The organism is Streptomyces spectabilis (assembly GCF_008704795.1).
Lineage (GTDB): Bacteria > Actinomycetota > Actinomycetes > Streptomycetales > Streptomycetaceae > Streptomyces > Streptomyces spectabilis.
Genome location: NZ_CP023690.1, coordinates 5,362,436 through 5,385,044, shown reverse-complemented (window position 1 = coordinate 5,385,044; position 22,609 = coordinate 5,362,436). Strand labels below are relative to the sequence as shown.

Sequence of the window (22,609 nt, the reverse complement as noted above, 5' to 3'; positions counted from 1 at the left end):
CCCGCGAGAGCGGCGCCGGCTTAGGCGCAAAGGGGAGAGTGAGGCGGGACCGGTGGCTGACTCGGAGGACGAGGACCGCAAGCCGCAGTCGGACGAGGCGCGCAGCGCCTTCGCCCCGGTGGGCGGGGTCGAGCAGACGACGGCACCGGAGGAGGACCATCCGTCCTCCGAGTTCACGATCCCCACGGGGCTGAGAATCCCCGCCGCGCCCGAGGACAAGGAGTCCTCGGCCTTCACCACGCCGCAGAGCTACGACGGGCAGCAGGCGGTGTCGGCCTTCACGCCGCCCGGCGGGGTGCCGGTGGTCCGGCTCACCAAGGAGGCGCCCTGGCAGGACCGGATGCGCACGATGCTGCGCACCCCGGTCGCCGAGCGCCCCGCCCCGGAGGCGACGCAGCGGCACGAGGACGAGTCCGGGCCCGCCGTGCCGCGCGTGCTCGACCTGACGCTGCGCATCGGGGAGCTGCTGCTCGCGGGCGGCGAGGGCGCCGAGGACGTGGAGGCGGCGATGTTCGCCGTCACGCACGCGTACGGCCTGGACCGCTGCGAGCCGAACGTCACCTTCACGCTGATCGCCATCTCGCACCAGCCGTCGCTCGTCGACGACCCCGTCACGGCGTCGCGTACGGTACGCCGCCGGGGCACCGACTACACCCGTCTGCAGGCCGTCTTCCGGCTCGTCGACGACATCAGCTCCGAAGAGGTCGACGTCTCCCCCGAGGAGGCCTACCGGCGTCTCGCCGAGATCCGGCGCAACCGCCACCCCTACCCGGGGTGGGCCCTCACGGCGGCCGGCGGGCTGCTCGCGGGCGCGGCGTCCGTGCTCGTCGGCGGCGGGCTCGTGGTGTTCATCGCGGCGGCGATCGGGGCGATGCTCGGCGACCGGCTCGCGTGGCTGTGCGCGGGGCGCGGGCTTCCGGAGTTCTACCAGTTCGTGGTGGCGGCGATGCCGCCCGCCGCGATGGGCGTGGCGATCAGCCTGCTCGACCTGCAGGACGTACGGGCGTCCGCGGTGATCACCGGTGGCCTTTTCGCGCTGATCCCGGGGCGGGCCCTGGTCGCGGGCGTGCAGGACGGCCTGACCGGCTACTACATCACCGCCGCCGCCCGGCTCCTGGAGGTCGGGTATCTGATCGTCGGGATCGTCTGCGGCGTCCTCATCGTGCTCTATCTGGGCGTGCAGCTGGACGCGGGGCTCAACCCGGAGACGTCGATCCACTCCACCGACCGGCCGCTGGTCCAGATCCTCGCGTCCATGGCGCTGAGCTGCGCCTTCGCGATCCTGCTCCAGCAGGAACGTTCAACCGTGCTGCTCGTGACCCTGAACGGCGGCGTGGCCTGGGTCGTGTTCGGCGCCCTGGCCCGGGCCGGGGACATCTCGCCGGTGGCCGCTACGGCCATCGCGGCGGGCCTGGTGGGCCTGTTCGGGCAGTTGCTCTCGCGCTACCGGTACGCGTCCGCGCTGCCGTTCGTGACGGCGGCAATCGGTCCGCTGCTGCCCGGCAGCGCCACGTACTTCGGGCTCCTGGAGATCGCGCGCAACAACCTCAACCCGGGGCTCGCCTCCCTGTCCAAGGCGGCGGCCCTCGCCCTCGCCATCGCGATAGGGGTGAACCTGGGCGGGGAGCTGTCGCGGCTCTTCCTCAAGGGACCGCGGCCGCAGGAGGCGCAGGGGCGCCGCGCGGCCAAGCGGACGCGCGGCTTCTAGCTCTTGTAACTCCTGCTACGCCGTCAGTAGCGCGGGTGACCGTGCTGGTGCGGCTCGTCGGGGTGCTGCGGCTGCCGGCCCTGGTACTGGCCCTGGCCCTGGCCCTGGCCCTGCTGGTGCGGGTACGGCTGCTGGGGCTGGTACTGCTGGCCGTCCGCGGGGGTGCCGTACTGGCCGTCGTACTGCCCCTCGTACTGGTTGTCGTACTGGTTGTCGTAGGGGTACGGCTGCTGGGGCTGGTACTGCTGCTGGCCCTCGTACTGGGGGGCGTACTGCTGGTGGCCGCCGCCCTGGCCGCCGTACTGCTGGTGCGGGGGCTGCTGCTGGCCGGGGTACGGGTACTGCTGCTGGTGCTGCTGGCCCGGGTACTGCGGCTGCTGGGCCTGGTACTGGGACTGGTCGGGGTACTGGCCCGGGTACTGGGACTGCTGGTGCTGCTGGGACTGCTGGCCCGGGTACTGGGGCTGCTGCGGCTGGTACTGCCGGGCGGCCTCGGGGGTGCTCTCGGGGGTGTCGTCGTGGGCCGTCCGGGCCGCCGGGGCCGTCGGGGCCTGGGCGGCCGCCTTCTTCTTCTGCGAGCGGGCCCGCAGGAACTCGATGATGATCGGGACCACCGAGATGAGGACGATCAGGATCAGGATCGCCTCGATGTTCTTGTGCACGAACTCGTGCTTGCCGAGCCAGGCGCCGAGCAGCGTGACGCCCGCACCCCACAGGACGCCGCCGATGATGTTGAACGTGATGAACGAGCGGTAGCGCATGCCGCTGACGCCCGCGATGATCGGCGTGAACGTGCGCACGATCGGCACGAAGCGGGCCAGGACCAGGGACTTCGGGCCGTGCTTCTCGAAGAACTCGTGCGCCTTGGTGACGTTCTCCTGCTTGAAGAGCTTGGAGTCCGGGCGGTTGAAGAGCGACGGGCCGACCTTCTTGCCGAAGAGATAGCCCGCCTGGTCACCGAGGACCGCGGCGATGCAGATCAGGATGCAGGTCAGCCACAGGGGGGTGTCCAGCTTGCCCGTCGTGATCAGCAGGCCCGTGGTGAACAGGAGCGAGTCGCCCGGCAGGAAGAAGCCGATGAGCAGACCCGACTCGGCGAACACGATCAGGAGCAGGCCCCACAGACCGAACTGGTTCAGCAGGTAGTCCGGGTCCAACCAGCTTGGTCCGAGCGCAAGCGTCTGCACGGTTCCGGGCTCCTGTGGGGTGTGAGGCGTACGGCGGAGGGGGTGCGGGGCGGGCCGTGCGTGGTGATGGCTTCGGCCGCGCCGCTCAAAGCTATCAACGCGGGCCGGGAGCGACAGGTTCCACCGCTCGAATCCCGCTGGGCGCACGGCCCGCGCCCCTTCCGGGCGCTATGCGTGCCGTGCCGCGTTCGCCGCGATCGCGTCGCGCAGGTAGACCGCGAGACCCGGGCGGATGGCCTCGTACGTGGCCGTGAAGCGCGGGTCGTCCACGTACATGGCGCCCAGGCACGTGTGCATCTCGTGCGAGCAGTCGTAGTAGCTGTCGCGGATCAGCAGCCGGTGGGCCTCGGCCACGTCCATGGCCTCGTCGGACGCGGCGGGCCTGCCGGCGTCGAGCAGGTCCGCCATGCGCGCGTGCAGCGCGTCCATGCTGTCGTTGATCCGCTTCCAGTCGTCCTTCGTGTACGCGGCCGTGCGGCGGCGCGACTCGGCGTAGGCCTCCGTGTCGCCCCAGCGGCGCTCGACCTCCTCCTCGTGCTGGTCGGGATCGAAGTCTCCGAAGACCTCGAACTTCTCCTCGGGCGTGAGGTTGATCCCCATGCGTCTCGCCTCCATGGCGGTCTCGACAGCGGCTGCCATCTCCTGGAGCTGGGTGATGCGCTCGGTGAGCAGCCCGTGCTGGCGCCGCAGATGCTCCCGCGGGTCGGCCGCGGGGTCGTCGAGCAGCGTGGCGATCTCGTCCAGCTGGAAGCCCAGCTCCCGGTAGAACCGGATCTGCTGGAGCCGGTCGAGGTCGGCGTCGTCGTAGCGCCGGTGGCCCGCGTGGCTGCGCCCGCCGGGCACGAGGAGGCCGATCTCGTCGTAGTGGTGCAGGGTGCGCACCGTGACCTTGGCGACGGCCGCCACCTGTCCGACGGAGTAGCTCACCGCTGTCTCCTTTCCTTCTGACACCGATCAGCCTGGGTCCTCACGTCGCGTGAGGTGCAAGCCCAGGATGCTCCAGATGTTGTGCCGGTTTTGTCCGCATACAGTGGCCGGAAGGGCCGGGGTGGGCGTGGAGGGGCCCGGGAGAGCCGACTTCCGGGAGGCACCGCCATGTCGCTGCACCGAGGAGCGGACGAGGGCCGCGACGCGCGCCCGCTGTCCGTGAACCCGTTCTTCGGCGAGGCGAACCCGGTCGGCGGCATGACCGGGGCCCCGCCCAAACACCGCCTCCCCAAGGACCCGCTGCCGCCCTCCACGGCGTACCAGCTGGTCCACGACGAGCTGATGCTCGACGGCAACTCCCGGCTCAACCTCGCCACCTTCGTCACCACCTGGATGGAGCCGCAGGCGGGCGTGCTGATGGCGGAGTGCCGGGACAAGAACATGATCGACAAGGACGAGTACCCGCGCACGGCCGAGCTGGAGCGGCGCTGCGTGGCGATGCTCGCCGACCTGTGGAACGCGCCGGACCCGGCGGCCGCCGTGGGCTGCTCCACGACCGGGTCCAGCGAGGCGTGCATGCTCGCGGGCATGGCGCTCAAGCGGCGCTGGACGCTGCGCAACGCCGACCGGTACCCGTCCCGCGAGGCCCGGCCCAACCTCGTGATGGGCGTGAACGTGCAGGTGTGCTGGGAGAAGTTCTGCGCCTTCTGGGAGGTGGAGGCGCGGCAGGTCCCCATGGAGGGCGACCGCTATCACCTCTCCCCCGAGGCCGCGGCCGCGCTCTGCGACGAGAACACGATCGGGGTCGTCACCGTCATGGGCTCCACGTTCGACGGCTCCTACGAGCCCGTGGCGGACGTCTGCGCGGCCCTCGACGCGCTCCAGGAACGCACCGGGCTCGACATCCCCGTGCACGTGGACGGGGCCTCCGGGGCGATGGTCGCGCCCTTCCTCGACGAGGACCTGGTGTGGGACTTCCGGCTGCCGCGCGTGGCGTCCATCAACACCTCCGGGCACAAGTACGGGCTCGTCTACCCCGGCGTCGGCTGGGCGCTGTGGCGCACGCCCGCCGAGCTGCCCCAGGAGCTGGTCTTCCGCGTGAACTACCTCGGCGGTGACATGCCGACCTTCGCCCTCAACTTCTCCCGGCCCGGGGCGCAGGTCGTCGCGCAGTACTACACCTTCCTGCGGCTCGGGCGCGCCGGGTACCGGGCGGTGCAGCAGGCCGCGCGGGACGTGGCGCGCGGGCTCGCCGGGCGGATCGGGGACCTCGGGGACTTCCGGCTCCTCACCCGCGGGGACGAGCTGCCGGTGTTCGCCTTCACGACGGCGGACGACGTGCGCGCGTACGACGTCTTCGACGTGGCCCGGCGGTTGCGGGAGCGGGGGTGGCTGGTGCCCGCGTACACGTTTCCCGCGCACCGGGAGGATCTGGCGGTGCTGCGGGTGGTGTGCCGCAACGGGTTCTCCGCGGACCTGGCGGGGCTGTTCCTGGAGGATCTGGGGCGGTTGCTGCCGGAGCTGCGGCAGCAGCCTGGGCCTCTGGGCGGGGCTACGGGGTTCCACCACTGACGTGCCCTCGCGGGGCGCCCCAGACCCGCCCCTTCCCGATCCTGGGGGCTCCGCCCCCAGACCCCCGCTCCTCAAACGCCGGAGGGGCTGAAAACACTGCCGCAACCGGCGACAGATCCAGCCCGTCCGGCGTTTGAGGACGAGGCTCGGAGCGCCGAAAAGGGCAGCGGGCCTCAGCGGCTCAGTGCGCTGAATCGGTGCACCGCCAAGGGCAGGAAGAGGGCGATCAGGGCCAGGGGCGAGAGGACCGCGAGGAGTTCGGCGTGGGCGGTGGGCCAGGAGGGGGCGCCCGTCCCGGGGGAGCCGCCGAACAGGTCACGGACCGCCGTGGCCGTCGCCGACATCGGGTTCCACTCGACCGCCGCCCCCAGCCAGTCCGGCATGCCCCCGGGCACCGTGAACGCGTTGGAGAAGAACCCGACCGGCCAGACCAGGATCTGCACGGCCGCCACCAGCTCCGGCCTGCCCGCGACCATCGCGAGGTAGATGCCGAGCCACAGCATCGCGAAGCGCAGCAGGAGCAGCAGCCCGACCGCGCCCGCCACCCCGGCGAGGGACCCGTGCCAGCGCCAGCCGATGGCGAGCCCGACGCCCATCATGACGATCAGGGAGGCGAAGGACTGGAGCATGTCCGCGACCGAACGGCCCACCAGGACCGCGCCGTTGGTCATCGGCATGGAGCGGAAGCGGTCCACCACGCCCTTGTTGAGGTCGCCGGTGACCGCGACCATCGTGGCGTCCAGGCCGAACACCATGGTCAGCGCGAACATGCCGGGGACGAGGAAGTCGACGTAGTCCCCTTCGACGCCCTTCCCGCCGCCGATCAGGTAGTTGAACATCAGCAGCAGCATGACCGGGAAGGCGAGGCCGACGAAGACCTGGACAGGCTGGCGCGCCCAGTGGGCCAGCTCGCGCCGCGTCATGGTCCAGGAGTCGGTGACGGCCCAGGCGAGGCGCGCGCCCGCCCCCTCGCCCGTCGACGCGGTGCTCACACTCGTGCTCATACGGCCTCCTTCGCCCGGTCGTCGGCTTCGGCGCGCTCGGCACGCCCGGTCAGGCGCAGGAACACCTCGTCGAGCGTCGGCCTGCGCACCGCGATGTCCTCCGCCTCGATGCCCGCCTCCTGGAGGGCCCTCACGGCCCGCGTCAGGGCCTCCACGCGGTCCGAGACGGGCACACTGGCCAGGCGGCGGTCGGCGTCGACCGTGACGTCGCCGGGGTCGCCGGGGAGCAGCCGGGCCGCCCGCACCAGCTGGGCGCCGTCGCGCACGACGACGTCGATGCGGTCGCCGCCCAGGCGCGCCTTCAGCTCGTCCGCCGTGCCCTCGGCGATCACTTTGCCGCTGTCGACCAGGGAGATGCGGTCGGCCAGCTGGTCGGCCTCTTCCAGGTACTGGGTCGTCAGGAGCACGGTCGTGCCGCCGCCCACCAGGGAGCGCACCGCGTCCCACACCTCCGCACGGCCGCGCGGGTCCAGGCCCGTCGTCGGCTCGTCCAGGAACAGCACCTCCGGTTCCGTGATCAGCGACGCCGCGAGGTCGAGGCGGCGCCGCATGCCGCCGCTGTACCGCTTGACCGCCTTGCCGCCCGTGTCGGCGAGGCCGAAGCGGGCCAGCAGCTCGTCGGCCCGCGTGCCCGCGCGCCGCGCGCCCAGGTGGTGGAGCCGCCCGAACATCTCCAGGTTCTGCCGGCCGCTCAGCTCCTCGTCGAGCGCCGCGTGCTGGCCGAGCAGGCCGATGCGGCGGCGCACCTCCCCGGCCGCGCGCCGCGCGTCGCACCCGGCGATCTCCACCCGGCCCTCGTCCGCCGTGAGCAGCGTGGACATGATCCGCACCGCCGTGGTCTTGCCCGCGCCGTTCGGGCCGAGCACGCCGTGCACCGTGCCGCGCCCGGCCACCAGGTCGAGCCCGTCCAGGGCCCGCTTCTCTCCGTACCGCTTCCGTACGCCGTCCAGGACGATCGCGTCCGTCATCCGCATCCTCCGAGCCCCGCACTCACCGCCTAGTCAACTTTGACTAGGCCCAGACGGAGGAAAGTACTCCCCGGAAGTCCGGTTAGTCAAACTTGATTACTTGGACAGGGGTGACGACGTCCGCCGGTGCGGGGACCGTCAGCGGCTGTCTCCGGGGTGCTTCGCCCCCGTCGCGAACGGGTTCTCCTCGCCCTCCGCGAGCACGCCGACGAACGGCTCGCCCTCGCCCGCGAAGTCGTACGCCCCGTTCTCGATCCGCTCGATGAGGCCCTTGGTCCATTCGGCGCCCGCGTCGGCCGAGTGGAGCCAGAGGTTCATGATCTCGCCGATGTGGCCGAGCTGCTCGGGGCCGTCCTCTGGCGTGTAGTACTCCGTGACGGAGTGGCGCCAGTCCTCCAGGGCGCGCACCCGCTGCTTGAGGAGCGAGACGACCTCCTCGCGCGGCAGGTGGACCATGAAGCCGACGGCCGCCGAGAGCATGTCGGGCTTCTGCTCGTGCGCGACGGTGGTCAGGGCCCCACGGAGAAGGGCCAGGAACTCCTCGGTGCCCTTCTCCGTGATCTCGTACTCGGTGCGCGGCGGGCCGCCCGCCGTGGAGGGCGCGGTCTCGTGCTCGTGCAGCAGCTCCTGCTTCGCGAGCTGCCGCAGCGCGTGGTAGATCGACCCGGGCTTGGCGTTGGACCACTCGTGGGCGCCCCAGTACTCCAGGTCGTTGCGCACCTGATAGCCGTGCGCCCGCCCGTGCTGGCGGACCGCCCCGAGGACGAGCATCCGGATCGCCGACATTCACCGCACCCTTCGGCTTGAGTCATCAACTTTGACTAGGGTACGGCTCAGGAGGCCCGTCACGCCTCAGCCCCAGGACTGGCCCGACTCCAGCGCCACCAGCTCGAAGGCCGTCTTGCCGTCCAGGCTCTCGCGGATGATGTCCGCGTGGCCCGCGTGGCGGCCGATCTCCTCGACGAGGTGCAGCAGCAGCCAGCGCATCGACACCGCGCCGTCCTGAGGGAACCACGGCGCCTCGGGCAGCGGGAAGGTGTCGTCCAGGCTCGGCACGGACCGGATGAACTCCTCGGTCTCGGTGGCCACTTCGGCCCAGAAGGCGAGGACGCCGGCGAGCGTCTCGCCCTCGACGAGGAGGAAGCTCTCACCCCAGGTCTCCTGGGTGCGCTGCCGCTCGTTGGGCTTCTGCTGGGCCATGCGCAGCCAGTTCAGCTCGGCCTCGGCGACGTGCTTGACCAGGCCCCCGAGGGACAGCTCGCTGGCGCTCGGGCGACTCGCCGCCTGCTCGTCGTCCAGGCCGAGCACCGACCGGCGCAGGCCGCCGCGCTGGGCCTCGACGAAGGCCAGAAGGGCGCCGCGCTCGTCGCCGTGGGCTTCCGCGTTGACGTGAGTGGGCATGAGGTCCGCCTCTCCCGAAGGGTGCTCGCCGGGCTTTCCGACACCTCAGACGCTACGGACCCTTGCGGACAACCACTGTCCTCAAGGGTCCGGGAGCTTTCAGGTGCGAGGGCCTACCCGCACCTGACGGGGCCGGCTCCCCCTGGACCTGCCAGGCCACTCGCCCCTCCCGGCCGCTTCGAGCAGGGCGCGGCGCGCTTCGTCGTGCGGGATGGGCGCTTCCGCGCGACCGAGCGCACGGTCACGCTCCAGACGGGCGAGGGTGAGAGCGTCCTCAAGGTCTTCCAGTTCGGCGGGAGAGATGAGTACCGCCACCGGGACGCCGCGGTCGGTGAGAGTGATGCGCTCGCGCCGGGCGGCCCGGCGGGCGAGGGCGCCGAGCTTGTCCCCCGCCTCGGCGAGGGGATACGTAGCAGACATGTGTCAGGTGTACTCCTGGGCGCACGCCTGGGGCAGTACCGGAAAGGGGCCCGGTTCCCGGCCCCGCTCAGAACGGGAAGCGTGAGCGGCCGTGCTGGACTGAGATCCACTTCAGGGCGGTGAAGGCCTCCACCGTCGACTCGCCGTTCAGGCGGCCCACGCCCGAGTGCTTCTCGCCGCCGAACGGCACGATGGGCTCGTCGTGGACGGTGCCGTCGTTGATGTGGATCATGCCGGTGCGGATGCGCTGGGCGAGGCGTACGCCCCGCTCGGTGTCGCCGGTGTGGACGGCGCCGCTCAGGCCGTACGGCGTCTCGTTGGCGATGCGGACGGCCTCTTCCTCGCCGTCGAACGGCAGGATGATCGCGACCGGGCCGAAGACCTCCTGGCGCAGCACCGGGGAGTCCTCGGGGAGGTCGGTGAGGACGGACGGGGACACGAGGTTGCCGTCGGTGACGCCGTGCAGCAGGGCCGTGGCGCCCCCCTGGACCGTCTGGGCGACCAGCGAGGAAACGCCTTCCGCCTGCGAGGAGTTGATGAGCGGGCCGATGTGCGTCGACGGGTCCGCGGGGTCGCCGACCTTCAGGGTCTTGACCTTGGCGACGAACTTCTCGGTGAACTCCTCCCGCACCGACCGGTCCACCAGGATGCGGTTCGCGGCCATACAGACCTGCCCCTGGTGCACGAAGCGGCTGAAGACGGCGGCGTCCACCGCGTAGTCGATGTCCGCGTCGTCCAGGACGATCAGCGCGCTGTTGCCGCCCAGTTCGAGGATGCAGCGCTTGAAGGTCTGGGCGCAGACCGTGGCGACGTGGCGGCCGACGGCGTCCGAGCCGGTGAAGGAGATGACCCCGGGGACCGGGTGCTCCAGGAGGGCGTCGCCGATCTCCGCGATGTCCGTGATCACGACGTTCAGGACGCCCGGCGGGAGCCCGGCCTCCTCAAAGATCTTGGCGACCAGGCTGCCGCCGAGCACGGGCGCGTTCTGGTGCGGCTTGAGGACGACGGCGTTGCCGAGCGCGATGGCCGGGGCGACCGACTTCAGCGAGAGCAGGAAGGGGAAGTTGAAGGGGCTGATGACGCCGACGACACCGACAGGGACGCGGTAGAGCCGGTTCTCCTTGGTGTCGTCGGGCGAGGGAAGTATCCGGCCCTGCGGGGCGAGTGCCATGTGCACCGCCTCGCGCAGGAACTCCTTGGCCAGGTGCAGCTCGAAGCCCGCCTTGACGAGGGTGCCGCCGAGCTCCGTGACGATCGCCTCGGTGATCTCGGCCTCGCGCTCCTCGACGATCCGCAGGGCGCGCTCGAAGACCGTGCGGCGCGTGTAGGGGTTGGTGGCGCCCCAGGCCTCCTGTGCGCGCTGAGCCGCGCGGTAGGCCTGGTCGATCTCGTCGGCCGTGGCGACCGTGATCGACGCCAGCTTCTCCCCGTCGTACGGGTTGAAGTCGATGATGTCCCAGGAACCTGAGCCGGCCTTCCACTCACCGTCGATGTACTGGTGAGCCAGATCGGTGAAGAAGGACATGAGACGGGACCCCTTGCCGCGGAAGAGCAGACACCTGAATTCCAGTCATACTACTGACGATTCAGGTCAGTTGGAGTAGACCACGGAGAAGGTCGCGGCTGTCGGCCGGATTCGGACAGTCCTCCTGGAGCTCGGCCATCGCCCGCTCGTACTGGGCCACTTCTTCCCGCTTGTCCAGATACAGGGCGCCCGTGAGCTGCTCCAGATAGACGACGTCCGACAGATCGGACTCCGGGAAGCTCAGCATCGTGAACGCCCCGCTCTCGCCCGCGTGTCCGCCGAAGGTGAAGGGCATGACCTGCAGCGTCACGTTCGGCCGCTCGGAGATGTCGATCAGGTGCTGGATCTGACCCCGCATCACTTCCCGGTCGCCGTACGGCCGCCGAAGGGCCGCCTCGTCGAGCACGCACTTGAACTGCGGCGCGCGCTCGGACACGAGCAGCTTCTGCCGCTCCAGACGCAGGGCCACCCTGCGGTCGATGTCGGCCCGGCTGACCTTGGCCGGACGGCCGCCGCGGCCGCCGCCTGCGGCCTTGCCCGCGGCGACCTTCATGCCGCGCTCGACGACGGCGTGGGCGTACGCCTCGGTCTGCAACAGGCCGTTGATGAACTGGACTTCGTAGACGCGGATCAGGGACGCGGCGCCCTCCAGACCGATATATGTCTGGAACCAGCCCGGCAGGACGTCGGAGTAACTGTGCCACCAGCCGGTCGGGTTGGCCTCCTTGGCGAGCGAGAGGAGCGCCGTGCGCTCGGCCTCGTCGGTGACGCCGTAGAGCGTGAGGAGGTCTTCCACATCCCTGGACTTGAAGCTCACCCTGCCCAACTCCATGCGGCTGATCTTCGATTCGGACGCGCGGATCGAGTAGCCGGCCGCTTCGCGGGTGATGCCACGTGCCTCCCTCAGGCGCCTCAGTTGCGAGCCCAGCAGGATGCGCCGTACCACCGAGCCGCTCGACTCCCCAGCGGTCACTTCGCTCAGTCCTCCCCAAGGTGTTGAGACTCGCAGTCTGCCATTAAACGCTTCAGGCGGTACTCGTTCGGTTACGGAAAGGGAAAGCGTAAGGCAGGTCTCCGCAAGAAACCGTAGGAAGAAATAGGCAAGAAGCGACCTAGGAGCGGTCAAGTCCGGCGCGTGCACGTGCATCTGCCCTTGCATCTGCTGTACGCATTCGGAACCATGGTCGGCGCGCCACTTCTGTGCCGTGCTCTACCGACCGGCTGTACCGACCGCGCCACCGCTCGATCGCTTTGTACGCGAACCGCTTGTACCGCGAACCGCGAAAACCGGGGAGTGCCTCGCATGGGGACGAATGGATCAACCATGCTCGAGCCATTACGGCAGGGCCTTCCTCCGCTCGACCCCTCCGCGGTCTCCAGTGCGGCCTCCTGCGCCCTCCCCGCCCGTTACGAAGCCGTGGGCAGCGCGCGCCAGTTCACCCGCAAGACGCTCGTGTCGTGGGAGCTCGACGACCGCTTCGACGACATCGCGCTCGTGGTCTCCGAACTCGTCACCAACGCGCTGCGCCATGCGCTTCCCGGCGACACGCACCCCGAGGTGCACTGCGTCGTCGGCGAGGACGCCCCCGTGCGGCTGCACATGATGAGATGGACCTCACGTCTGGTGTGCGCGGTACGGGACCCCAGCGACGACGGTCCGGTCGCGCGCGAGGCCGGTGACGCCATCGACGACTTCGCGTCGGAGTCGGGCCGCGGGCTCTTCCTCGTGGACTCGTTCAGCGACGGCTGGGGCTGGCATCCGCTCGCGGGCGCGCTGAGCGGCAAGGTGGTGTGGGCGCTGTTCCAACTGGCCTGACGGCCCGGCCCACCGGTGGGCCGGGCGGCCTCGCGGCCGGCCGGAACAGCCCTGCCCCCGTCTCCCGCGGGTGTTCACTCCCCGCGTCCCCGTGAACGATCGCCCTCCGTCGCGGTTCCCCCGCGGACGATCGTTTCTGCTGGCGCCGCCTGCCTTGTTGCCGCACGCGTGCCACTCGTCGACCGGTCGGATCGAAGTGGTCAGCCGTTGATCAGGTGGTCGAACTCGCCGTCCTTCATGCCGAGCAGCATGGCTTCGATCTCGGCGCGCGTGTAGACGAGCGCGGGCCCGTCCGGAAAGTTCGAGTTGCGGACGGCGACCTTGCCGCCCGGCAGCTTCGCGAACTCCACGCAGGAACCCTGCGAGTTGCTGTGCCTGCTCTTCTGCCAGACCACCCCGTGAAGATCCGTGGCCGCCATGCCGTTGAACACGTGGTGCACAGGTCGCTCCCCGGTGGTGCCGTGGCTGTTGTTGTAGCCGTCAACTGTCCCGGATCATAGCTGTGTTCATGTGCCGATGCATGGGCAGATGCACGTGCACGCGGCGTGGTGAGCTGGTTACAGCTCCCCCGCCACCGTGCCGAACCCCGCATGACATGCGAACGCCAGCCCCCGTCCATGATCTTCCACGCCCTCTTCCGGGCCGGGTTGTCCGGATCCGATTCCTCGTGCATTAGGAACAGACGCGTGCGGAGGCCTTCTGGTGGCAGGTGAATTTCCCGGAGAGCGCCACGAGGGCGGTACGGGCTATTCCGGACTGTCGCTCGTGCGCTCGCACGTGCTTCGACACGTGCGTTCGGGCCAGAGGCGCTCGTACGGGCCGAGCCACTCCCGCACCTCGGCGAGCCGAAACGCTTCGAGCCGGTAGATGCGCTGGCGTCCCGTGCGCTCCCCGGAGACGAGACCGGCCTCCCGCAGCACCCTCAGGTGCTCCGAGAGGCTGGGCCTGCGCATGTCGAAGTGCGCGGCGAGGGCCTGTACGGGCTGCGGGCCGCCCTCGCGCAGCAGGCGCAGGACCTCACGCCGCGTGCCGTTGGCCAGCGCGGCGAACAGCCGGTCCTCGTGTCCGCCGGTGCTGACCATGGGGGCGCCGCCTCTCTCTTTGACCTCGGGTCCCGCGGGCCTGCCCCGGGGGGGGCGGGGGGCCGTCCGGGGGGACGAGCAAGATCCGTCGGGGGGTTCCCGGTGGGACGGGAGCCCTGGCCGAGCCGAAGCGTGGGCGCTACACGTGCGCCCCCTTCGCGGCCTGGGCGCCCCGGGTCCTGGCGGAGGGCGGGGCCGGTGGTCGCTAGCGCGACGCGTACGGGAGCAGGGCCATTTCCCTGGCGTTCTTGATGGCCCGGGACAGTTGGCGTTGCTGCTGGGACGTGACGCGGGTGATGCGGCGGGAGCGGATCTTGCCGCGGTCGGAGAGGAACTTCCGCAGGAGTTCGGTGTCCTTGTAGTCGATGTACGTGACGCCCGCCCGGTCCAGGGGGTTGGGGCGCGGCTTCGTAGGGATGCGGTCGGGGCGGCGGGGGGACAAGGGGGCTCAAACCTCCAGGAAGGCGTCGAAGGCGGGGGGCAGGTTCTTCCAGGCGGTGCGGCCCGCGGCGTACTCGGCGTCCGTGAGGAGGCAGGACTCCAGGACCTGTTCGAGCGCGTCGCGGTCCAGGCCGGGCGAGGTGAACACGAGGTGCTGGCAGCAGTCGCCGTGCTCCGGGTGCCAGTCGAGGGCGGCGGCCGCGCGGCGCACCGGCTCCACCAGGTCCCAGGCGGCGTCCGGCAGGGACGCCAGCCACGGCCCCACGCTCTCGACGCACAGCGCGCCGCCCGCCGCGTCCCAGGCCAGCAGCGTGTCCGGCCGGTCCGCGAGCCAGAACCGGCCCCGGCTGCGGGCGGCGGCGCAGGTGAGGTCCTCCAGGGCCGCGTACAGGCGCTCGGGGTGGAAGGGCCGGTCGCGGTGGAACACGACCGTGCTGACGCCGCCGTCGTCGGCCTCGGCGGGGAGCAGCGCGCACGCCGGGTGCTGCGCGGCGGCGGCCGCCTCCACGTCGAAGCCCGCGAGCGCGGCGCCCGCCAGGTCGCCGTGGCCGATCGGGACCTGGCGGGCCGTCGGGTGGAGCTGGGCGAGGAGCGCGCGGTCCTCGGCGTCGGCGGCCGCGGTGTCCAGGACGGCGAGCACCGGCGGGTACTCCAGCTGGCGCGCCCAGGTGTCGGCGACCGTGCGCCGGTCGCCGGGGGCAGCGGCGAGCCCCGCGTCGAGCAGGTCGTCGCCGTTGGCGAGGCAGGGCAGGAGCAGGCCCGGGTCGACGGCCGTCATGACGCCGGTCAGGCGCAGCGACCGTGAGCCGTACCCGGCGATGACCTCGGCCATCGCCTTGGGCTCCACGGAGTCCCACAGCTCGACGACCGCGAGCCGGGTGCGGCCGCCCGCGGCGAGCCGCTCCAGCTCCGGCACGAGGTCTTCGCGCAGGGCGCAGCAGGCGCAGTCGTTCACGAGGGGGGCCTCGCCGGTGGAGAGGAGGCCGGTGGCGTCGCGCACGGTCCGTACGACGTGGCCGGTCGTGGCGCTGGAGAGGTCGTGGTGCAGGGCGACGCTGCCGGGGACGGTGGCCAGCAGCCGGGCCACGGCCGCGGCCCGGGCTTCCGTGTGCAGCCCCGCGACGACGGCCACCGCCATGGCGGTGCCCATCAGCGGGCCGTGCCTTCGGCGGCGCCGGGACGGCCGGGGGCGCCCCCGTACCGCCGCTCGAAGCGTTCCACTCGGCCCGCCGTGTCCAGGACGCGCTGCTGGCCCGTGTAGAAGGGGTGGCTCGCGGAGGAGATCTCGACGTCGATGACGGGGTACGTGTGCCCGTCCTCCCAGGTGACGGTCTGGTCGCTGGTCGCGGTCGAGCGCGTGAGGAAGGCGAAGCCTCCGGCCTTGTCGCGGAAGACGACGGGGCCGTACGGCGGGTGGATTCCGGGTCGCACGGGGATCAGCGCTCCTCTCGGAAGTCGACGTGGCGGCCTGCCACCGGGTCGTACTTGCGCAGGGTCAGGCGGTCGGGGTCGTTACGGCGGTTCTTGCGGGTCACGTAGGTGTAGCCGGTGCCGGCGGTGGACCGGAGCTTGATGACCGGGCGGAGTTCGTTGCGAGCCATGACGGCTAGTATATGAAAATGAATCCCGTTTCCAAATGGATGGGACCGAGACCGATCGAGAGGTGCGTCACCTTGTCCGCCCACTGCCAGCTCACCGGCGCCAAGCCGGGCTTCGGCAAGAACGTCTCCCACTCCCACCGGCGCACGTCGCGCCGGTTCGACCCGAACGTCCAGAGCAAGCGCTACTGGCTGGCGAGCGAGAGCCGGTACGTGCGCCTGCGGCTGAGCGCCAGGGGCATCAGGACCGTCGACGTGATCGGCGTCGAGGCCGCCGTCGCCAGGATCCGTGCGCGCGGAGGGAAGGTCTGATGGCCAAGAAGAGCAAGATCGCGAAGAACGAGAAGCGGCGCGAGGTCGTCGCCCGGTACGCCGAGCGGCGGGCCGAGCTGAAGGAGATCATCCGCCGCCCGTCCACGCCGGACGCCGAACGGCTCGCGGCCCGGCGGGAATTGGCGCGCCAGCCGCGCGACGCCAGCGCCACGCGCGTACGCAACCGCGACAGCGTGGACGGGCGCCCCCGCGGATACGTGGGGACGTTCGGGCTCTCCCGGGTGCGGCTGCGGGAGCAGGCGCACGCCGGATTCCTGCCCGGGGTGCGCAAGTCCTCCTGGTAGCCACGGCGCCGGCAGACGAAGCGCTCAGGGGTCGGCGGGCCCCGGCCGCTCCGTGCGTACGCCGCTGTCCGTGCCGTCCACCAGCATCGGCGGAGGCGTCGTGTCCAGGGCGTCGGACAGCTCGTCGAGGGCCTGGAGCAGGAGGTTCGCGCCCCGGCGGACGACGCGGTCCGGGACGCCCTCGCCGTCCCAGGCGGCCAGGGCCTCGCGCACCGGGTCCCAGGTGGGGACGCGGCGTTCGCGCACGGCCTTCGCGCCCTGCGCGGTCGCGGTGCGCAGGGCGTCCGCGAAGCGGGCCGCGGCCGGGACCGGGGGCGCGCCGCGCTCCGGCAGGTGCGCCTCCATCAGCATGGCGACGCGGCCGATCTGCACCAGGGCGTGCTCGGCGTCCTGCGCGGCGGCGCGGGACAGGCCGCGGTGGCGCACGGGCTCCCGCTGGGCGCGCTCGGCCGCCTCCTGCCAGGCGACGCGGGCGTCCCGGGCGGCGAGGAGCGTCTCGCGGACGTCCGGGCAGGACTTGCCCGCGGGTTCGGCGTAGTGGCCGACGACGGCGGCGGCGTACCGGCCGTCCGCCGCCAGCCAGTCCGCGAGCCGTGTGCGCAGGCGCGGGGTCTCCCAGGCCGGGTAGAGGGCGTACGCGAGCATCGCGAGGGCGCCGCCGAGCAGCGTGAGGAAGACGCGCTCCGGGACCGTCTGCGTCCACTCCTCGCCGCCCATGCCGAGCAGGAACACCACGTACGCGGCGACGCAGGCCTGGGCGGCGAACTGGCCCGTGCGCATCAGCAGGTACATGAGTCCGGCGGAGGCGACGGCGAGGGCCGCGGACAGGCGCGTGCCCGGGTGGGTGAGCTGGACCAGGCCGGTGGCCAGGGCCACGCCCACGAGGGTGCCCGCGAAGCGGGCCACGGCACGGGAGTACGTCTGGGAGAAGTCCGGGCGCATCACCATGACGGAGGCCATGGGGGCCCAGTAGGCGTGGCCGAGGGGAAGGTAGGTGCCCAGGGCGTAGCCCGCGGTGGTGACCGTGGTGACGCGGAGGGCGTGGCGGGTCACCGGGGAGCCGCGCCGGCGCAGCTCCGCGCGCACGGCCCTGGCCGCCGCGGGGACCAGGGCGGCCAGGCCCGGGCGGAGGAGGTTCTTGTCGGCCGCCTTGGGGTCGCGGTCGCCCGGCGCCTCGGCCGTGCGGCCGCCCGCGACTTCCACCACGTCCTTGAGCAGGGCGCCCAGGCGCGTCGCCGCCCGGTGGGGCGGGCCCTGGAGGATGGCGCCCGTGTCGGGGGTCTGGAAGGCGGCCACGGCGGGGGACGGCAGGCGGACGGGGGTGCCGTGGCGGATCGCTCGGGCCGCGGCGTCGAGGATGTCGGCCGCCGCGGCGAGGAGTTCACGGGCGCGGGCGCGTTCGGGGCCCTCTTCGGGGACGCCCATCGCCGGGTCGGCCAGGGAGGCGAGCACCGGGCGGACGCGTTCGGCGAGGCCGCGGGCGCCGTGGAGTTCGGCGGGGCGGGTGCGGGCCTGGCGCGGGGTGATCGTCGCGGCGTCGCGGGCCGCCATCAGCGGGATCGGGTCGAAGGGCGCCACCGGGTCGTGGCGCAGGCGCCGCGCGTAGTCGGCCTCGGCGGCCAGTGCGTCGGCGAGGGCGTCGCGGTGGGCGCCCCAGCGGCGTACCGGGAAGAGGACCACGAGGGCCGCCTGGACCAGGCCGCCCGCGACCATCATCGCCGCGTGGCCGGCGGCCGCCGCGATCGAGGTGGGGAGGGTGATCGTCACCAGCATGATCGCGACGTTGGACGTGGCGATGAGGCCGATCGTGGGGCCCGCCGCCCAGCTCAGGCCCGCGAGGCAGGTCCACAGGGCGAGCAGGGCCAGGAACAGGGGCTGGTGGGAGGCCGTCGCGTAGCCGAGGAAGGTGGAGACGGCCAGGCTCGTGCCGGAGGCGATGGCCAGCTCGGGGCGCGGGCGCCAGCTGCGCTGGAACGTGGCGATGGCCGCCTGGTACGCGCCGAACGCGGAGCTGGCCGCCACGGCGGGGCCGAAGAGGGCGAGGCTCGCGCCGATGACCAGGGCGAGGCCGGTGGCTCCGCGGAGGGCCACCAGGGGTTCCAGGCGGCGGCGTTCCACGGACAGGCCCGTGTGGGCGGTCTGTCTCAGGGCTCGCCACCAGGTCACTCCGTGATGGTACGCAGCGTTTTGGGGGTTTTGCCCTAGGGGTCGGGGCCGGGGGTACGGTCGGGCGCCTAGGCGGGCTGTTGGGCGCGGGTTTCTCGTACCGCTGCCAAGTAGTCCGCTATCGCGTCGCGGTTGCGGGTGAGGCATTCGACGCGTTCGGTCATGCGGTCGCGTTCGTGCTCCAGGGTGGCGAGCATCTCCGGGGTCGCGTCCGGGAAGTGGATGATCCGGGGCTTGTTCAGGCAGGGCAGGATCTGCTTGATGAGGCGGGTGGGGAGCCCGGCCTCCAGCAGGCCGCGGATCTGCAGGACGCGGTCGACGTAGAACTCGTCGTAGTCGCGGTAGCCGTTCGGGGTCCGGTCCGCGACGATCAGGCCCTGTTCCTCGTAGTAGCGCAGCAGTCTGCGGGACGTGCCGGTGCGTTCCGACAGCTCTCCGATGCGCATGTCATGTCACCCCCTGGTTCCCGGAGAGGCGTCCGAAGAGGTGTCCGGAAGCCTCACGCGTGCGTGCAGGGTAGCGCCCGCCGCCGCGGCGGCGCCCTCGGCCCAGCCCGCGCCGTCCACCACGCCCCGCACGCGGGTCGTGGTGGTCTCCGGGAACATCCGCTCCGTGCGGTCGGTGACGGAGACGTCCCGGGCCACGAGCACCGGAAGCAGCGCCCCGTCCCCGTCCTCGTGCGTGACGGGCGCGGCCGCGGCCTCCAGGCGGGCGCCGACGCGGTGGGCGTACGCCATCCAGAAGGCCTGGCGGAAGGTCTTGGTGCGGTTGCGGCCGCCCGCGCGCTGGTCCGCCTCCGCGGTGGTCATGGCGGCGGCGCCCTGGACCAGGAGGGAGGCGTACAGCAACTCGACCACGTCCAGGTCGGGTTCGAAGCCGACGACGGTGGTGAAGGCGAAGGCCTCGTTCCACACGGCGCGGCAGCGGTTCGCGGTGGCGACGGCGTCGAGGAGGATCGCCTTCGCAGTCTCGTACGGGGCGTCGACGCCGACGCGGCAGGCGCCGGGCGTGCCGGCGGCGTGCGTGCGCGCGGCGATGAGCGCCTCGTCGACGCTGTAGCGGGCCATCAGCTCCTGCGCCTTCGCGGTGAGGGCCTCCGCCTCCTCCGGATATCCGGTGGCCTCGGCCTTGGCGAGCAGGGCGCGGATCCGGGTGAGGGCGCGCGGCTCGCCGTGCGCGGGCGGGGTGTCGAGCGGGGCGCGGGCGCCGGGCGGCGGGCCGACCGGCTCGACGGCGGGCAGGCGCAGCAGGAGGCGGTAGAGCGTGAGGAGGGCGGTGGCGCGCGTGAAGCGGTCGGGGGCGCGCCACGGGGCGAGCGCGTCGAGCTCCGCGAGCTGGGCGGGCCAGCGGGCGGGCAGCCGACCGGGGGCGTAGCGGCGGGTCTCGGCGCGGATCAGTTCGGCGGCGAGGCGTACGTGGTCCTCGTCGAGGTCGCGGCGCACGAGCCGGACCACGTCGGCGGGCTGCCAGCCGCGCTCCCAGGCGCGCCGGACGAACTCCTCGCCGCGGCGCGCCACTTCGGCGTCGGCCGAGGGGGTGGCGGCGAGGAGGGAGGCGGCGGTGTCGAGGGCGTCGTCGACGAGCCCCGCACCGGCGGCCCGGCCGGACGCCCGCCCCGGACGCCCGGGGCGCCCGCGCCGCCTGCGCCCGTCCCGCCGCTTCGCGGTGCCGCCGTCCCCGTGACCGTCGTCGCCGTCGTCGTCGGTCCCGGTGGTTCCCGAGGCCGCCGCACCCGCGTACAGCGCTGCCGCGAACGCCTTGTCGATCACCGAGTCCATACCCCTAAGGGTAGGTCTGGCCCTACCCCCGATCCGCCCGCCAGGGGGCGTGAGGCGGCGGGCCCGGGGCGGTTCGCTTGAGGCATGATCTTTGCTTCGCTCCGTTCTCGCTGGGCCGGGTTCCTCGGCGCCTTCGTCGCCCTCGCCCTGGGCGTCGCGCTGACCGCCGCCATGGGGGTGGGGCTCGCGGCGAGCACGGGCGGGGCGGAGCGGGCGCCGCAGCGGTTCGCCGGGGCGCCCGTCGTCGTGGCCGGGCGGGACACGCTGAGCGTGCCGGTGCGCCGGGGCCCGGAGACCGAGCGCGTCAGCGAGCGGCTCGCTCATCCACACCCTGTGGACAAGGATCTGCTCGCGGCCCTGCGGCGGCTCGGGCCCGTGCGCGGGAGCGGGCCGCCGGACCGCGGGAGCCGGTTGCCGGACGCCGTCGGCGTGAGCGCGCCCGTCGGCGCGGTGCGGGCCGCCGTCGCCGCGTCCGGCACCGGGGCCCGCGTGCTCACCGGCGCCGATCGCGCCCGCGTCGACCCCGGCGCCGAGCGGGACGGGCGGGCGCTCGTGGCCGTGAACGCGTTCCTCGGCACGGCGGGCGGCGTCGCCGTGTTCGTGTCGGCGTTCGTGACCGCGTCCACGTTCGCGTTCGTGGTGGCGCTGCGCCGCCGGGAGCTCGGCCTGCTGCGGGCGGCCGGGGCGAGCCGCGGGCAGGTGCGGCGGTGGCTGCTCGGCGAGGCCCTGGTGGTCGGGGCCGCGGCGGCCGCCACGGGCTGCACGCTCGGGGCCCTGGGCGCGCCGCGTCTGGCGCGGGCCCTGGTGGACGCGGAGGTCGCGCCGCCGTGGTTCACGGTGGCCGAGGGCCTGCGCTGGACCTGGTGGCCGTACCAACTCGCCTTCTGGACCGGGCTCCTGGTCGCCGTCGCCGGGGCCTGGAGCGCGGCGCGCCGTGCGGCCCGGGTCAGCCCCGTGGAGGCGCTGCGCGAGGCGTCGCTCGACACCGGCGTCATGCCGCCCGGCCGCCGCGTCGCGGGCGCGGCGCTGCTCGCGGGGGCGCTCGGGCTGCTCGCCTGGACGCTGTGGTCGGACCCTTCGGACCTGCTCAAGCGCAAGACGTACACCACCCAGCCGATGATCCTGGCGACAGCGGTCGCCGCGCTCGCGCCGCTGCTCGTGCGGCACGTCGTGGCCCTGTTCCGCTGGCCCGTCCCCGCGCGGCCGGGGCGGGTGCGCCGTGCGGCGGCCCTGGCCCGGGTCGTCCGCGCCAACAGCGGCGCCGGGGTGCGCCGCACCGCCGCCGTGGCCGCGCCCGTCCTCGTCACCGTCGCGCTCGCGGGCTGTCTGCTCGGTTCGGCCGCGACGGTCGGCGCGGCGAAGGCGGCGGAGGCGCGGCAGCGCACCGCCGCCGACCTGGTCGTCACGGGCGACGGCACCGGCGGCGGCCTGCGGCCCGTGGGCCCGCTCCCGGGCGCCACCGTCGCCGCGTCCGCCGCCACCGCCGTCTTCGTGCCCGAGGACGAAGGATCGGCGGTGGTCAGGGCCGAGGCTCGGGCGGTGGCGGACCCGGCGGCGTTCGCGGCGGTCACCCGGCTGCCGGTCGTGGCGGGCGACGTACGCGACCTCGACGACCGGTCGATCGTCGTCGACGAGGAGTGGCAGCACCGCCGCGTCGGCGACCGGGTGGCCGTGTGGCTCGGCGACGGGCGGCGGGCCCGGCTGCGGATCGTGGCGGTCCTCGCGCGCGGCACCGGCGACAACGGCGCGTACGTCACCGCCCGGAACGCGGCGGCCGCGCCGGTGGACCGGCTCGACGTGCGGCTCCGTGCCGGGGCCGACCGCGCCGCCGTGGCGCGGGCGCTGCGCGCGAGCGGCGGCGAGGTGCGGCCGGTGGAGGACTGGCTCGCCGCCGCGTACCCGGGCATGCGGCCGCAGACCCGGCTCGGGCTGCTTGTGCTGCTCGCGCTCTGCCTCGCGTACGCGGCGATCTCGCTGGTCGCCACCTTGCTGATGACCGCGCCGGTACGGGCTCCGGAGCTGCGGTCCCTGCGCCTGGCGGGGGCGACCCGCGCGCAGCTGCGGCTTGTCGCGGCCGGGGAGGCGGGGCTTGCGGTGGCGGTGGGTGCGGTGCTCGGGCTCGCGGTGACGGCGGTCGGGCTCGGCGGGCTCGCGCTGGCCCTGGCGCGCCTCTCGGTGCCGGTGGAGGTGGTGGTGCCGTGGGGGGCCATGGGGGTGTGCGCGGGGGTGTGCGGGGCGGTGGCCGTCGTGGCGGGGGTGGCGGGGCTGCCCGGACCCGCCGTTCATCGCGCTGGCGCGCTCGTCCTCAAACGCCGGACGGGCTGAATACCCACGGCCCGAGCCGGAGAGTTTCAGCCCGTCCGGCGTTTGAGGACGAGGCGCGGAGCGCCGATGAGCTG

The 22,609-nt window shown here is 72.9% G+C and carries 24 protein-coding genes; 6 read left to right on the top strand and 18 right to left on the bottom strand.

The window, feature by feature from the left end; translation table 11 throughout:
* Positions 1-52 precede the first annotated feature (52 nt).
* Complete coding sequence (locus tag CP982_RS23560) at positions 53-1,708, top strand: threonine/serine exporter family protein (RefSeq protein WP_150512346.1); 1,656 nt, start codon at positions 53-55, stop codon at positions 1,706-1,708.
* A gap of 23 nt (positions 1,709-1,731) precedes the next feature.
* Here CP982_RS23560 and CP982_RS23555 read toward each other — a convergent pair whose 3' ends face one another.
* Both CP982_RS23555 and CP982_RS23550 read right to left on the bottom strand, forming a co-directional pair.
* A complete protein-coding gene (locus CP982_RS23555; protein WP_150512345.1) occupies positions 1,732-2,895 on the bottom strand; it encodes a DedA family protein in 1,164 nt (387 codons plus the stop codon).
* A gap of 168 nt (positions 2,896-3,063) precedes the next feature.
* Complete coding sequence (locus CP982_RS23550; RefSeq protein WP_150512344.1) at positions 3,064-3,822, bottom strand: MerR family transcriptional regulator; 759 nt, start codon at positions 3,820-3,822, stop codon at positions 3,064-3,066.
* Between the two features lie 168 nt (positions 3,823-3,990).
* Here CP982_RS23550 and gad point away from each other — a divergent pair, with 168 nt between their 5' ends.
* Positions 3,991-5,394 (top strand): glutamate decarboxylase, encoded by a 1,404-nt coding sequence (gene gad / locus CP982_RS23545; RefSeq protein ID WP_150512343.1) that lies wholly within the window; start codon positions 3,991-3,993, stop codon positions 5,392-5,394.
* A 173-nt stretch (positions 5,395-5,567) separates the two neighbouring features.
* Here the strand turns inward: gad and CP982_RS23540 are convergent, their stop codons facing one another.
* From CP982_RS23540 to CP982_RS23510, 7 genes are all read right to left on the bottom strand, one after another.
* Positions 5,568-6,398: an ABC transporter permease gene (locus CP982_RS23540; RefSeq protein WP_150512342.1), complete on the bottom strand. Its 831-nt coding sequence runs from the start codon at positions 6,396-6,398 to the stop codon at positions 5,568-5,570.
* Positions 6,395-7,366, bottom strand: coding sequence for an ATP-binding cassette domain-containing protein (locus CP982_RS23535; protein WP_150512341.1), 972 nt, complete (start codon positions 7,364-7,366; stop codon positions 6,395-6,397). The genes CP982_RS23540 and CP982_RS23535 overlap by 4 nt, the downstream gene beginning before the upstream one ends.
* Positions 7,367-7,504: 138 nt before the next feature.
* A complete protein-coding gene (locus CP982_RS23530) occupies positions 7,505-8,152 on the bottom strand; it encodes a PadR family transcriptional regulator (protein ID WP_150512340.1) in 648 nt (215 codons plus the stop codon).
* A 66-nt stretch (positions 8,153-8,218) separates the two neighbouring features.
* Positions 8,219-8,767, bottom strand: coding sequence for a DinB family protein (locus CP982_RS23525; RefSeq protein ID WP_150512339.1), 549 nt, complete (start codon positions 8,765-8,767; stop codon positions 8,219-8,221).
* Positions 8,768-8,866: 99 nt separating this feature from the next.
* Positions 8,867-9,187 carry a type II toxin-antitoxin system prevent-host-death family antitoxin gene (locus CP982_RS23520; protein WP_150512338.1) on the bottom strand — a complete coding sequence of 107 codons (321 nt, stop codon included), beginning with the start codon at positions 9,185-9,187 and terminating at the stop codon, positions 8,867-8,869.
* Positions 9,188-9,254: 67 nt separating this feature from the next.
* Positions 9,255-10,712, bottom strand: coding sequence for an aldehyde dehydrogenase family protein (locus CP982_RS23515; RefSeq protein WP_150512337.1), 1,458 nt, complete (start codon positions 10,710-10,712; stop codon positions 9,255-9,257).
* A 61-nt stretch (positions 10,713-10,773) separates the two neighbouring features.
* On the bottom strand, positions 10,774-11,685 hold the full coding sequence (locus CP982_RS23510) for a helix-turn-helix domain-containing protein (protein WP_150512336.1): 912 nt from the start codon (positions 11,683-11,685) through the stop codon (positions 10,774-10,776).
* 330 nt (positions 11,686-12,015) lie between these two features.
* On the opposite strand from CP982_RS23510, the gene CP982_RS23505 reads away from it, so the two are divergent.
* Entirely contained in the window at positions 12,016-12,528 is a 513-nt protein-coding gene (locus tag CP982_RS23505) for an ATP-binding protein (protein ID WP_150512335.1), read from the top strand.
* A 200-nt stretch (positions 12,529-12,728) separates the two neighbouring features.
* On the opposite strand, the gene CP982_RS23500 is transcribed toward CP982_RS23505, so the two are convergent.
* The 6 genes from CP982_RS23500 to rpmG form a co-directional block, all read right to left on the bottom strand.
* The gene (locus CP982_RS23500; protein WP_184925098.1) at positions 12,729-12,968 is read right to left on the bottom strand and encodes a DUF397 domain-containing protein; all 240 of its coding nucleotides are present in this window, start codon (positions 12,966-12,968) and stop codon (positions 12,729-12,731) included.
* 306 nt (positions 12,969-13,274) lie between these two features.
* A complete protein-coding gene (locus tag CP982_RS23495; RefSeq protein WP_150512333.1) occupies positions 13,275-13,610 on the bottom strand; it encodes an ArsR/SmtB family transcription factor in 336 nt (111 codons plus the stop codon).
* Positions 13,611-13,815: 205 nt separating this feature from the next.
* On the bottom strand, positions 13,816-14,052 hold the full coding sequence (gene rpsR / locus CP982_RS23490; protein WP_150512332.1) for a 30S ribosomal protein S18: 237 nt from the start codon (positions 14,050-14,052) through the stop codon (positions 13,816-13,818).
* A gap of 6 nt (positions 14,053-14,058) precedes the next feature.
* Positions 14,059-15,201, bottom strand: coding sequence for a CobW family GTP-binding protein (locus CP982_RS23485; RefSeq protein WP_150512331.1), 1,143 nt, complete (start codon positions 15,199-15,201; stop codon positions 14,059-14,061).
* Complete coding sequence (locus tag CP982_RS23480) at positions 15,201-15,482, bottom strand: type B 50S ribosomal protein L31 (RefSeq protein ID WP_150512330.1); 282 nt, start codon at positions 15,480-15,482, stop codon at positions 15,201-15,203. The genes CP982_RS23485 and CP982_RS23480 overlap by 1 nt, the downstream gene beginning before the upstream one ends.
* A gap of 5 nt (positions 15,483-15,487) precedes the next feature.
* Complete coding sequence (gene rpmG / locus CP982_RS23475) at positions 15,488-15,652, bottom strand: 50S ribosomal protein L33 (RefSeq protein WP_030361075.1); 165 nt, start codon at positions 15,650-15,652, stop codon at positions 15,488-15,490.
* Positions 15,653-15,724: 72 nt separating this feature from the next.
* Between rpmG and rpmB the strand changes: the two genes are divergently transcribed.
* A complete protein-coding gene (gene rpmB, locus CP982_RS23470; RefSeq protein ID WP_150512329.1) occupies positions 15,725-15,961 on the top strand; it encodes a 50S ribosomal protein L28 in 237 nt (78 codons plus the stop codon).
* A complete protein-coding gene (gene rpsN / locus CP982_RS23465) occupies positions 15,961-16,266 on the top strand; it encodes a 30S ribosomal protein S14 (RefSeq protein WP_150512328.1) in 306 nt (101 codons plus the stop codon). The genes rpmB and rpsN overlap by 1 nt, the downstream gene beginning before the upstream one ends.
* 24 nt (positions 16,267-16,290) lie before the next feature.
* Here the strand turns inward: rpsN and CP982_RS23460 are convergent, their stop codons facing one another.
* From CP982_RS23460 to CP982_RS23450, 3 genes are all read right to left on the bottom strand, one after another.
* The gene (locus CP982_RS23460) at positions 16,291-18,432 is read right to left on the bottom strand and encodes an FUSC family protein (RefSeq protein WP_150512327.1); all 2,142 of its coding nucleotides are present in this window, start codon (positions 18,430-18,432) and stop codon (positions 16,291-16,293) included.
* A 68-nt stretch (positions 18,433-18,500) separates the two neighbouring features.
* Positions 18,501-18,878 carry a MerR family transcriptional regulator gene (locus tag CP982_RS23455; RefSeq protein WP_150512326.1) on the bottom strand — a complete coding sequence of 126 codons (378 nt, stop codon included), beginning with the start codon at positions 18,876-18,878 and terminating at the stop codon, positions 18,501-18,503.
* Positions 18,879-18,884: 6 nt separating this feature from the next.
* On the bottom strand, positions 18,885-20,210 hold the full coding sequence (locus tag CP982_RS23450) for a DUF2786 domain-containing protein (RefSeq protein WP_229878968.1): 1,326 nt from the start codon (positions 20,208-20,210) through the stop codon (positions 18,885-18,887).
* An 84-nt stretch (positions 20,211-20,294) separates the two neighbouring features.
* Here CP982_RS23450 and CP982_RS23445 point away from each other — a divergent pair, with 84 nt between their 5' ends.
* A complete protein-coding gene (locus CP982_RS23445) occupies positions 20,295-22,535 on the top strand; it encodes an FtsX-like permease family protein (protein WP_150512325.1) in 2,241 nt (746 codons plus the stop codon).
* Positions 22,536-22,609 lie beyond the last annotated feature (74 nt).

Bases quoted from the DNA above. Each gene is read 5' to 3' on its own strand.
- CP982_RS23530 (WP_150512340.1), bottom strand. From the start codon at position 8,152: ATGTCGGCGATCCGGATGCTCGTCCTCGGGGCGGTCCGCCAGCACGGG.
- CP982_RS23495 (WP_150512333.1), bottom strand. From the start codon at position 13,610: ATGGTCAGCACCGGCGGACACGAGGACCGGCTGTTCGCCGCGCTGGCC.
- rpmG (WP_030361075.1), bottom strand. From the start codon at position 15,652: ATGGCTCGCAACGAACTCCGCCCGGTCATCAAGCTCCGGTCCACCGCC.
- CP982_RS23485 (WP_150512331.1), bottom strand. From the start codon at position 15,201: ATGGGCACCGCCATGGCGGTGGCCGTCGTCGCGGGGCTGCACACGGAA.
- CP982_RS23445 (WP_150512325.1), top strand. From the start codon at position 20,295: ATGATCTTTGCTTCGCTCCGTTCTCGCTGGGCCGGGTTCCTCGGCGCC.
- CP982_RS23525 (WP_150512339.1), bottom strand. From the start codon at position 8,767: ATGCCCACTCACGTCAACGCGGAAGCCCACGGCGACGAGCGCGGCGCC.
- CP982_RS23515 (WP_150512337.1), bottom strand. From the start codon at position 10,712: ATGTCCTTCTTCACCGATCTGGCTCACCAGTACATCGACGGTGAGTGG.
- CP982_RS23520 (WP_150512338.1), bottom strand. From the start codon at position 9,187: ATGTCTGCTACGTATCCCCTCGCCGAGGCGGGGGACAAGCTCGGCGCC.
- CP982_RS23535 (WP_150512341.1), bottom strand. From the start codon at position 7,366: ATGACGGACGCGATCGTCCTGGACGGCGTACGGAAGCGGTACGGAGAG.
- CP982_RS23505 (WP_150512335.1), top strand. From the start codon at position 12,016: ATGGGGACGAATGGATCAACCATGCTCGAGCCATTACGGCAGGGCCTT.
- CP982_RS23450 (WP_229878968.1), bottom strand. From the start codon at position 20,210: ATGGACTCGGTGATCGACAAGGCGTTCGCGGCAGCGCTGTACGCGGGT.
- rpsN (WP_150512328.1), top strand. From the start codon at position 15,961: ATGGCCAAGAAGAGCAAGATCGCGAAGAACGAGAAGCGGCGCGAGGTC.
- CP982_RS23540 (WP_150512342.1), bottom strand. From the start codon at position 6,398: ATGAGCACGAGTGTGAGCACCGCGTCGACGGGCGAGGGGGCGGGCGCG.
- gad (WP_150512343.1), top strand. From the start codon at position 3,991: ATGTCGCTGCACCGAGGAGCGGACGAGGGCCGCGACGCGCGCCCGCTG.
- CP982_RS23455 (WP_150512326.1), bottom strand. From the start codon at position 18,878: ATGCGCATCGGAGAGCTGTCGGAACGCACCGGCACGTCCCGCAGACTG.